This window comes from Chryseobacterium sp. FR054 (assembly GCF_056844565.1).
This window is the reverse complement of record NZ_JBXDSA010000001.1, coordinates 1,220,075-1,231,625: the sequence shown is the minus strand read 5'-3', so window position 1 is coordinate 1,231,625 and position 11,551 is coordinate 1,220,075. Positions and strand designations below refer to the sequence as shown.

The 11,551-nt window shown below is 42.4% G+C and carries 5 protein-coding genes; 2 read left to right on the top strand and 3 right to left on the bottom strand.

Annotated features, from left to right (window positions below):
- Nucleotides 1-675: 675 nt before the first annotated feature.
- From AC106S_RS05605 to AC106S_RS05595, 3 genes are read right to left on the bottom strand one after another with little or no spacing between them, the layout of a single operon-like run.
- On the bottom strand, nt 676-1,587 hold the full coding sequence (locus AC106S_RS05605) for a helix-turn-helix domain-containing protein (RefSeq protein ID WP_482438099.1): 912 nt from the start codon (nt 1,585-1,587) through the stop codon (nt 676-678).
- Between the two features lie 40 nt (nt 1,588-1,627).
- Nucleotides 1,628-2,566 (bottom strand): NAD-dependent epimerase/dehydratase family protein, encoded by a 939-nt coding sequence (locus AC106S_RS05600; protein ID WP_482438098.1) that lies wholly within the window; start codon nt 2,564-2,566, stop codon nt 1,628-1,630.
- A 19-nt stretch (nt 2,567-2,585) separates the two neighbouring features.
- Nucleotides 2,586-3,308, bottom strand: a complete 723-nt coding sequence (locus AC106S_RS05595; protein WP_482438097.1) for a type 1 glutamine amidotransferase domain-containing protein — start codon at nt 3,306-3,308, stop codon at nt 2,586-2,588.
- A 226-nt stretch (nt 3,309-3,534) separates the two neighbouring features.
- Between AC106S_RS05595 and AC106S_RS05590 the strand changes: the two genes are divergently transcribed.
- Nucleotides 3,535-3,948 (top strand): hypothetical protein, encoded by a 414-nt coding sequence (locus AC106S_RS05590; RefSeq protein WP_482438096.1) that lies wholly within the window; start codon nt 3,535-3,537, stop codon nt 3,946-3,948.
- A 553-nt stretch (nt 3,949-4,501) separates the two neighbouring features.
- Nucleotides 4,502-11,542, top strand: a complete 7,041-nt coding sequence (locus AC106S_RS05585; RefSeq protein WP_482438095.1) for an SDR family NAD(P)-dependent oxidoreductase — start codon at nt 4,502-4,504, stop codon at nt 11,540-11,542.
- Nucleotides 11,543-11,551 lie beyond the last annotated feature (9 nt).

Genomic DNA, 11,551 nt, shown 5'->3' with positions numbered 1-11,551 from the left:
TTAAGGCGCAGGAAAATCGAAGATTTTCAGCAAATTTTTAGAATTATAATCCATTATTTTAAAGATAAAACAGCCGAAGGCTAGTCCGTCGCTTCATCGAATCAACAGGGTTGATTCAACACTTTGCCCCCTAAAATATATACAAAGAAGTTAAAGCTTAGCGTTTCAAAAAAAAATACATGTTAGTTACAATACAAACTGAATTTCCCGCAGATCTCCCGGATTACACCAATGTTTATGTAAATTTTTTTAAGACTCGCAGATTTTGCGGATTGAGCAGATTTTTTTGTTGGCTTAACGCAAAAGTCACAAAGATTTAAGTTATTATACTGCTTTTAAGGCGCAGGAAAATCGAAGATTTTCAGCAAATTTTTAGAATTATAATCCATTATTTTAAAGATAAAACAGCCGAAGGCTAGTCCGTCGCTTCATCGAATCAACAGGGTTGATTCAACACTTTGCCCCCTAAAATATATGCAATGAAGTTAAAGCTTTGCGTTTCAAAAAAATACATATTAGTTACAATATAAACTGAATTTCCCGCAGATCTCACGAATTTCACAGATGTCTGTGCTTTAAAATCTGCTCAATCCGCAAAATCTGCGAGAATAATAAAAAATGATTTAAAGCAACTTGAAATTAAAAAGCTTTTGCGGTTTACCAAATAGAACCTTTTCAGTTAAACGAAGCCCGGAATTCCAGCGGTGAAACAGCAGTGCGGTTTTTAAACAGGCGGTGAAACGACTGAGGATGCTCAAACCCCAGCTGATAAGCGATTTCAGAAACAGACATTTCCGTGGTAGACAACATTTGCTTCGCTTTTTCTATCAGCCGGTTCTGAATATGCTGTTGAGTGGTCTGCCCTGTCTGAACCCGGAGCATATCGCTCAGGTAATTCGGACTTAAATTCAGTTGCGTGGCTATAAAATGAACACTCGGAATACCGTTGACGGCCAGGTTGTCATGGTTGAAATAATCATTCAGAAGAGCTTCCATTTTAGTCAGAAGATCATTGTTTACCTTTTTACGGGTCAGAAACTGCCGGTTATAAAAACGGTCACAGTATTTCAGCAGCAGGTCGAGATTGGAAACCAGCAGGTCCTGGGTAAAAGCATCCATATTGGTATCCGTTTCCCGGTTGATATTGTCAATAATATCCATAACAGACTTTTCCTCTTTTTCAGACAGGTTAAGCGCTTCATTACCTGCGTAGGAAAAATATCCGTAATCTTTAATTTGTGAAGCCAGCGGATATCCCTGGAAAAAATCAGGATGCACGGAAAGGACAAATCCTCTTACCCCGTTCAGGAGAACATCTTCAAACTGCATCACCTGATGGGGAGCAATAAAATACATGATCCCTTCATCAAAATCATAATACTGCTGGCCGTATCTGCATTTTCCGCCGGCACAGTCCTTTTTCAGTGCTATTACATAAAAATCGGTGGTAATGGCACTTAAGATCGTCTCCGGTTTCAGTTTTACAGCATCAAAATTGAACACACTGATCAGAGGATGGGAAGGTTTTTTCAATCCTAAAAACTGATGAAGAGCATTGACAGACGAAACTTTTTCCGGAGTTTTCATAATTGGATGGTCAGATTTATACATGACTAAATTACTGTTTTTATGGTTGTGCTGAAAACTGTTCCTTTCGGATTCGTTCAATTCCCTGCCGGTAGGTGGTTACTTCAAAATCCGGGAAACGATTTTTAAACTTCGAATCATCAAAAATATTATCATATTCATATCTTGGGAGTAATTCCTGTAATTCTTTTACCTTATCATTGAACCATGAGCCGATTTTAAAGGCAAACTTCGGAACGACGGAAAAACTAAGCTGCTTACCGTAAATATCTGAAGCCAGAGCAATAAATTCCCGGTAAGTAGGATGGCTTTCATCAACGGGAAGATGCCAGGTCTGCCCAAAAGCATCAGGAGTATTGCCGATCAGTGCGGTTGCCCGGCTTGCATCAGGAGTCCAGATCAGACTTCTTTTTTTGTCTGCATTCAAAGGAACTTTTAGCTTTTTATCCTCTTTAATATTGTTGAAAATCAAAGTGTTGGTGATGCTTTGTGTTTTTCCGGGACCGTAAAATTCCGGGGCACGGCAGATAACAGCTTCCAGGTCTCCCGACTGCATTTCCTTTAAAACCATTTCCGCCATTCTGCGTCTTACTTTTCCCTTCCTTCCAACAGGGGCAAAAGGCGTTTCTTCCGTAAGGATCCTGTTATCCTGGGGATACATATACGTATTGTCGAAAAATACTAGCTTTGTCCCGTTCATCTTACAGGCGTCAATCACATTTCCGGTAATAAGCGGAAACTGTTCCTCCCACATTTCAGAACTCATAGGAAGACCTAAAGTAAAATAAGCGATTTCACTGCCCTTTACCGCTTCAATAGCCTGTTCACGGTCGGAAAGATCAGCGGAAAAAACCTGGTCGGTATCATTCACTTTTTTAGCATTCCTGCTGACGATCCGGATGTCGGAAGTAAAATTCCGTTTCAGCTCTTTTGCCAGTTCTTCACCAATCTGGCCGTTGGCTCCTAATATTGTTTGCATAATTTTTTGTTTTTAATTGTTAATAGGTGTTTTTTTTCAAATCGGAGGTTCGTTTGTTTAATTCCGCAATAATCGTTTCTGCCATTTCTTTCGAACTGAAAGGGTTTTGTCCTGTAATGAGGTTACCATCAATCACCACTTTTGAAGTCATTGGAATACATGCCTTTCTGTAATTGCTTTCTCTTTCTTTCAAAGCAGCTTCAAGATTGAAAGGAACTTTCTTTTTTCTGCCGGCAAGGCTTTCCTCAAACCAGCTAAATCCGGTGATTGCTTTCCCTTTGATCAGGAACTCCCCGTTGGATAACCTCACATTCAGCAGGCCGCCTGCACCATGACATAGGGCTGCTATCATCTTTCCGTTTTCATAATGCCGTCTGATGAGATTTTGTATTACAGTATTGTCCGGAAAATCATACATAGTGCCATGACCGCCGGCCAGATACACCAGATCAAATTCCCGGCCGGAAACCTCAGCCAGACTTTTACTGTTCCTGAGCAGTTCCTTAAAGACAGGATCATTCCGGTATTGTTCCGATACTTTGTCAAGGGTAAATGGCTTAAGACTTTCAGGATCAACGGGGACATGACCTCCGTTCGGGCTTGCAACGGTAATTTCATATCCCTTTTCCCGGGCTGCATGATAGAGGTGGGTAAGTTCGCTCAGCCATAAACCTGTTTTCAGTTTTCCATCAGCATAAAGTCCGGTATTGGTAACAATGATTATTATCTTTAAAGGATTCATATTCAGTTTTTTTTGGTAAAACAAAGTTCGGCGGTTTACAGATCTTTAAAGTATCCCGATCCTGGAAAGTTGTAACAGAATCTCTGTTGGGAACTGAAAACCCGGTAAAAATTGACCTGAAATGGCAGTTTCTTATGAGAAAAGGTTTATATTTATTCTGTTAAACAACACCTCATCAGGGGGAATGAAAAGCCTGATATCAGAAAACAATTAAAATACAGATGAAATGAAACTGGAAGATCAGTTAGCCGAATTTTCCCTTTTGGGAAAACAACCCGAAATTACTGATGAAATTGTTCAGTACTACCGGCAGAATCCCCGTGAACTGGACCTGCTGACAGATAAGGGCCAGTTTCATTCGAGGTTTCTGATGTACTTTTTCATCCTGGGACTGGTGCTGACGGTAGGAGCAAGGCTGTTGAGATATTTTTTTGAAGGCGACTTCGGTGAATTGATAGACCGCGTCCTTCTGGATGTGATTTCCGAAATCGGAATTGCAGTATTTGGCGGTGCTGTAACCGTTTATTTCCTTGAACATCTGAAGAAAAAGCAGTATCAGGAAAGTATTAAATTAAGGAAAGAAATTAAACGCCGTATCAAAGAACTGGAACAGAATCAGCCGCTGTCAGATTTATCCTGATCTTTCATAATAGCATCGTGAAATTGGGTAGAACTTTTACCTCCTTCTTCCTTCTTTTATCTCATTTTCCCACATATTAAATTTTCAAAAACATAAAGATAATTTCCTCCGTCTTTTGATCTTTTTTTAAAATAAACAGAAAAACTCTATCTGTTTCATCCTGAATTGACTAATGAATTCTTCCCTGTTTTAACTCCTCTTTTGGTAGTATTATATTTTTGTAATATTGAAAAAAGTAATCACTTATTATTGAAATATTTTGTTTTTAATTTCTATATTTGCTTAATATTAATTAATTATAATTGTTTATAATTATAATACTGAGATTGTGCCCTATTGTTTCGAGGAATAATTATTTAAATTGTTTTATTTTAACTTTATTTGATTGAATAATAATTTATTATTAAAAAATTATTATCAAATTTCATTTATGGTTATAAATATTATATAATTTATCTATTTTTATTCGTCATAATTTCCTGCTTTTCTCCGTCAATGAAAAACAGGGTTATGATATGGAATTTCCAATTTATTACTTCAATACTATAGATGCATGAAAAACTTAACCATTATTGGATTGACACCCTTTGAAAAACCTGATGCAGGCCTTTTGCCAAAGTTACATCAGGCAGGTGCGTTTCCTGTTCTAAACTTAGGATATGAGCTGGCTGCCGCTCAGGAAGCACTGGATCAGCTTGATCAGACCGATATGCCTTCTTATGGTATTTGTCTTGTTGATGACCGGTTCTTATCCCTTCGGATCCCTGAAAAAGTAAAATTTGCCATCCTTCCGTGTGGAGCTTCATTAAATGTGGCCATAGACTTACCGGTTATCTGCCAGGTAAACAGCCTGGAAGAAGCGAGAAAAGCAGAAGAATTAGGAGCAAAAGGAATCATTGTTAAAGGAAATGAAGCCGCCGGGCTTGTAGGCTATGAATCAGCCTTTGTGCTGTTTCAGCGCGTAATCAAAGAAATTACCACTATCCCTGTCTGGGTACAGGGAGGTGTGGGAATTCATACGGCGGCTGCCGTAAAAGCCCTGGGAGCAGAAGGTGTAGTGCTGGACAGCCAGCTGGCCCTGTTTCCGGAAACCAGTGTTCCGCAGGAAATAAAAGACCTTTGCTCCAGATTAAACGGTACGGAAACCAGAATTATAGCCGGCCACCGCGTACTCGTAAGGCCTAACTCACCTGTATTACCGGAAAATATCACAGCTGAAGAACTGACGGAATATTTCAACGGTTTCGATCTTAGCAGTAACTATATTCCAATGGGTCAGGATATTTCCCTGTCCATAGATCTTTACGGAGATTTTAAGACCCTTAAAAAACTGATCTTCGGATTCAGAGAAGCAATGTACGGCCATCTGAAACAGGCAAAAGCCCTTCAGGTAATCGATGAAAACAATACAATGGCGAAGCAGTTCAACCTGCGTTATCCCATTGCACAGGGACCGATGACCCGGGTAAGCGATGTTCCGCTATTTGCAGATGCCGTAGCTGAAGCAGGAGCTCTGCCGTTCGTAGCTTTATCTCTACTAAAGGGAGACGCTGCAAAATCTCTGGTGATGGAAACTAAAAAACTCGCCGGGGAAAAGACATGGGGAGTAGGAATCCTGGGATTTGCCCCTCAGGAACTCCGTGAAGAGCAGACTTCCTATATACTGGAAGCCAGGCCACCCGTTGTTTTAATTGCCGGAGGAAGACCTGCACAGGCTAAAGTATTTGAAAAAGCCGGAATTACAGCATTCCTTCACGTACCTTCTCCTGCCTTGCTGGATATTTTCCTGAAAGAAGGAGCTACTCATTTCATATTTGAAGGAAGAGAATGCGGAGGTCACGTAGGCCCTCTTTCAAGCATGGTGCTTTGGGAAAAACAGATCGAACGTATTTTAAAAGAAGAACATCCTGAAAAAATCAGTGTGTTTTTTGCAGGAGGAATCCATAATGCATTTTCAACAGCATTTGTTTCTGTAATGGCAGCTCCGTTAGCCGCAAGAGGCGTAAAAGTGGGGGTATTGATGGGAACAGCTTATCTTTATACCAAAGAAGCCGTACTTACCGGGGCTATTCAGGAAGAATTCCAGATTCAGGCTATGCAGGCAAAAGATACCGTTCTGCTGGAAACAGCACCCGGACATGAAACACGCTGTCTGAATACAGCTTTTGCCCACCATTTCAATGCTGAAAAAACAAAGCTGCTGGCTGCCGGAACAGATAAAAAAGAAGTCTGGGAAAAACTGGAAAAATTAAATGTTGGCCGACTGAGAATTGCAGCCAAAGGCGTAGAACGTCAGGGAAATCAGTTAGTCAGTATCCCTAAAGACGATCAGCTTGATCTGGGAATGTACATGATCGGCCAGGTAGCTACTATGCATGACCGTGTGATCTCTCTGGATACCCTTCATCATGAAGTAAGCGTCAGCAATTACGAATATATCAGAAATGCTGAGCTTCCGGAAAGACCGGTATCAGGTGATAAGCCGCTGGATATTGCCGTTATCGGAATGGAATGTATTTTTCCCGGAGCTAAGAACCTTCAGGAATATTGGCGTAACATCATCCTGGGAAAAGACAGCGTAACAGAAGTGCCGGACGAAAGGTGGAATAAAGACCTTTACTACAACCCGGATTCAGACGAACCGGATGTATCCCATTCCAAATGGGGCGGCTTTATCCCGAAAATAGATTTCGATCCGCTGGCGTTCGGAATTCCTCCACAGTCTCTTGCAGCCATTGAACCGACCCAGTTACTGACCCTGTTGGTGGCCAAACGCGCAATGGAAGATGCTGGGTATGGCGAAAAACATATCAACAGAGAAAATATTTCTGTCATTATAGGAGCTGAAGGAGGTAATGACCTGGCCAACAGTTATAGTTTCAGAGGTTATTATAAACAGGTTTTCGGTGAACTTCATCAGGAAGTAAAAGAAGCTTTCCCACATACCACAGAAGACTCTTTCCCTGGTATTCTGGCTAATGTAATCGCGGGCCGTATTACCAACCGTCTGGATCTGGGCGGAAGAAATTTTACTGTGGACGCAGCCTGTGCTTCCTCTCTGGCAGCCATTGATCTGGCATGTCAGGAACTTGTATTGGGGAAATCCGATATGGTGCTGGCCGGAGGAGCCGATTTACACAACGGAATCAACGATTACCTGATGTTTTCCAGTACACATGCCCTTTCCAGAAAAGGAAGATGTGCGACATTCGACAGTGATGCAGATGGAATTGCTTTAGGAGAAGGTGTTGCCATTCTTGTTTTAAAAAGATATGAAGATGCAGTACGGGATGGTGACCGTATCTATTCCGTAATCAAAGGAGTAGGAGGGTCCAGCGATGGAAAGGCTCTTGGCCTTACAGCTCCACGGAAAGTAGGACAGGAACGTGCTTTAGAGCGTGCTTATGCCCAGGCTGGTATTAGTCCCGCAGCTGTCGGACTGGTAGAAGCCCACGGAACAGGAACCGTTGTAGGAGACAAAACGGAACTTAGTGCGTTAACCAATTTATTCAGCCGTTCAGGAGCTTTACCCGGACAGACCCATTTGGGATCTGTAAAAACACAGATCGGACATACAAAATGTGCTGCCGGATTAGCAGGTTTGATCAAAGCTTCCCTTGCCGTTTATCACGGAGTAAAACCTCCGACCCTTCACCTTCAGCAGCCTAATGCTTACTATAATCCTCAGACAAGCCCTTTCTCCTTTTATGCCGAAACAGGTTTGTGGAGCGAGAAAAACCGCTATGCGGGAATCAGTGCCTTCGGATTCGGCGGAACGAACTTCCATACGGTAATTGCCAACCACCCGAAACAGGACGATTCCATTGCCATGCAGTCCTGGCCTTCAGAACTGTTTGTATTCCGTGGAGATACCTATGAAGAAGCCAAAGGACAGTCTGGTCAGCTCAAAGCTTTACTGGAAATCAATGATGGAATTCCGTTAAAAGACATCGCATACAGTTTAAGCATCAGTTCAGAAAAACCTGTTCAGTTCAGTATTGTTGCAGATACCGCTGAAGATCTGATGATGAAACTGGAACTGGTGTTATTGGGAATCGAAACCAAAGACACCTTCACGGTTAATAAAAAAGAAGGTAAAGTGGCATTCACATTCCCGGGACAGGGAAGCCAGAGAATCAATATGGCGCGTGATCTGTTCGTCGTTTTCCCGGCGATGCGTAAACTTATCAACGATTATCCTGAACTGGAAAAAGTGGTTTTCCCGTCCGCAACGTTTAATGAAGCGGATTTAAAGCAACAGAAAGAAACCATCAAAGATACCCGTTTAGCTCAACCGCTTTTAGGAATTGTTGATCTGGCATTGGCCAGATTCCTGGAATCATTGGGAATTATTCCGGATATGCTGGCCGGTCACAGCTACGGTGAGTTACCTGCTTTATGTTTTTCCGGCGTTTTTGGAGAAGATCAGCTGGTTGATTTAAGTATCCGGAGAGCACAGTCTATCCTAGATTCAGTAGAAGGCGGAGATCCGGGGGCAATGCTGGCGGCAAGTGCTGCTCACGAACGTTTACAGCCTATTCTGGCTAAAGTGGAAGGATGCTATCCTGTTAACTTCAATGCCCCTAATCAATGCGTGATTGCGGGAAGTACAGAAGCCATTCATAAATTACTGGAAGTCCTTAAACAAGAGGGGGTTTCGGCTAAAAAACTGGAAGTTGCGTGTGCATTCCATAGCCCGTTATTGGCAAAATCTAAAGATTTATATGCTGAGGTATTAAAAGACGTTCCTTTCGGAGAAATGCAGATTCCTGTATGGTCCAATACCACAGCAGAAGTATATCCGGAAGATCCGGCAGCTATCAGAGAAAGACTTACCGAACACCTGATACAGCCTGTAAGATTCGTAGAACAGATGCAGGCAATGTACAATGACGGTGCAAGAATCTTCATCGAGGTAGGCCCCGGAAAAGTTCTTACAGGGCTGGCAAAATCATGCATTGAAAAAGATCAGCTTACCCTATACGTTGAAGACAGCAGCCGTAATAAATTCACCCATCTGCTTTGTATGCTGGCCCAGTATTTAGGTACAGGACGCAGTTTCAGTATTGAAAAACTTTTCGATGGCCGCTTCGTTCAGATTATCGACATCAGTCAGCCTGAACTTTACAAAAAAAGCCCTGCCATCTGGCGTGTCAACGGACAGGCCGCACATCCGGCAACAGGTTCCTTACCTGCTAACGGGGCACTTCCTATCATAAATCCTATTCCCATGAACAACTTTACACCCAATACTACACAGACTCCTGCACCGGAAGGTTTATCGACAGCAGAACGTATGCTGCAGGAATACTTAAACAGCATGAAATTAATGATACAGGCACAGCGTGATGTGATGCTTTCCTTTATGGGACAGAATCCTCAGGTGAACCCGATGCCTGTTTATCATACCCCAATGCCGGTCCAGGCTCCTGAACGTACGATTCCCGTACAGCCGGTTCATCAGGAAAAAGCCGTAGCGGTGGCAGCTTCTGCCGTTGCTGTAAAAACAGCTCCTGCAAGAGATATTAAAGCATTATTGTTACAGGTAGTAAGTGACAAAACCGGCTATCCGCAGGAAATGCTGGGGATGGAAATGGATCTTGAAGCTGATCTGAGCATCGATTCTATCAAGAGAGTAGAAATCATCGGAGCCCTTCGAAATGAATTGGGTACATTGGCTAACGGCAGCACCAATGAAGATATGGTGATGGAACAGTTGGCAGGAATCAAAACCCTGAACGGACTGGTTTCATGGCTTACCGGATTTTCCGGAGCAGACACAGTAATTGTTGATGAAAAAAACGTTACTTCCGCTGTATCAACTTCAAAACAACAGGAAAAAACTGCATTATCCCTGGAAGATCTGCAAAATGCTATTTTAAATATAGTAAGCGAAAAAACGGGCTATCCAAAAGAAATGCTGGGACTGGACTTAGATTTGGAAGCAGATCTTAGCATCGATTCCATCAAACGGATGGAGATCATTGCTGACCTTAAAAACAAGATCGGTTTTGGTGAAAATCTTGAGCAGGCTGATGATGTTATGGAAAAATTGGCAGCCATTAAAACCCTTCGTGGGCTGGCAGACTGGATCAGTAATATGACCGGTGAAACTCATCAGGTAAAAAAGGAAATAAAGGAAGAGGTTACTTCCGGAACTGCTCATAACGTATTATCACGTCTTCGTTTTGACATCGCTCCAACAGACACGCCTTCAGTGCAGAATACTGACATTCTTCAGGGAAAACGTTTCGCTATCACCCAGGATGACAGCAGACAGACCTCAGCGATCAAAACCGAACTCGAAAAATATGGAGCTGTCGTAGACCTGATAAATACAGAAAAAGACCTTTCAGATTTCGACGGATTAATTATGCTGGATCTTTTCTCAGCAGTTGATAAGCCGGGCATTATTGATCACGTTGATCTGATTAAAAAACTGGATTTTGACAAGGCGAAATGGGTATACCTGATCTCAGATATCCCCGCACATCTTCAGGAGATGACCGATGTAAGTGTTTTACGCCATCATCAGGGGTACCCGGGGCTTTTCAAAAGTCTGGCCAGAGAATTTGACAACACTGCCTGCAGATTAATCAGCCTGAGCACCCCTCAGGAAGTAGATCAGATCGCTGAAATTACGTTAAAAGAGATTCTGACCAACGATAAACCTGCTGAGGTTATTTATAAAAACGAAAAAAGACATAAAGTCAACATTATCCCTTCACCATTGTCTACAAGCTTAAATGAAGCACACATTCATTTAGATCAGGAATCAGTGGTGCTGGTACTCGGAGGAGCACAGGGAATTACGGCAGAGCTGGTAAAGCATATGTCTCAGGCCTATCCGTGTACTTACATTTTGGTAGGAAGATCGGCAGATCCGAGAAATGAAGTATCATCAGAAGAATGGGAAGGAATGAAAACCAAAGAAGAAATCAGAAGCTTCCTGATCAGATCCGGAAAATTTACTTCGCCTGCGGAAATAGAAAAAGAAACGACCAGAATTTACAAAAACAACCAGATCCTGCGTACCATCCGTGATATGGAAATGCTCGGAAATACCATTGTCTACAAATCCTTAGACCTTTGTGACGAAGAAGGACTGAGCCGTCTGATCAGCAGTATTTATGAAAAATACAGCCGTCTGGACGGAGTGATCCACGGGGCGGGGCTTCTGGAGGATAAATTATTCAGGCAAAAGACAACTTCTTCTTTCGGACGTGTATTTGATACCAAAGTAAAGCCATTGCGTATACTGGCAGAACAGCTTCGTACAGATTGCCAGTTTGTGGTACTGTTTTCAAGCATCGCTTCCGTATACGGTAATAAAGGACAGACCGATTATGCCGCAGCCAACAGTGTTCTTGATGATTATGCCAACGCTCTGAATAAAAGACTGAAAGGGAAAATAATCTCCATCAACTGGGGCCCGTGGAAAGGAGCCGGAATGGTTTCTTCCACGCTGGAATCAGAATACGAACGCAGGGGAATCTCCATGATTCCGCTGGATGAAGGAAAAGAAATATTCCTTAATGAAATCAGATACGGAACCGAAAGCCAGGTGTTGATCATGTCAGGAAATAATTGGTAAACCTCTGTA

Excerpts from the sequence above, each read along its gene's own strand:
- AC106S_RS05595 (WP_482438097.1), bottom strand. The coding sequence starts at position 3,308 with ATGAATCCTTTAAAGATAATAATCATTGTTACCAATACCGGACTTTAT.
- AC106S_RS05590 (WP_482438096.1), top strand. The coding sequence starts at position 3,535 with ATGAAACTGGAAGATCAGTTAGCCGAATTTTCCCTTTTGGGAAAACAA.
- AC106S_RS05585 (WP_482438095.1), top strand. The coding sequence starts at position 4,502 with ATGAAAAACTTAACCATTATTGGATTGACACCCTTTGAAAAACCTGAT.
- AC106S_RS05605 (WP_482438099.1), bottom strand. The coding sequence starts at position 1,587 with ATGAAAACTCCGGAAAAAGTTTCGTCTGTCAATGCTCTTCATCAGTTT.
- AC106S_RS05600 (WP_482438098.1), bottom strand. The coding sequence starts at position 2,566 with ATGCAAACAATATTAGGAGCCAACGGCCAGATTGGTGAAGAACTGGCA.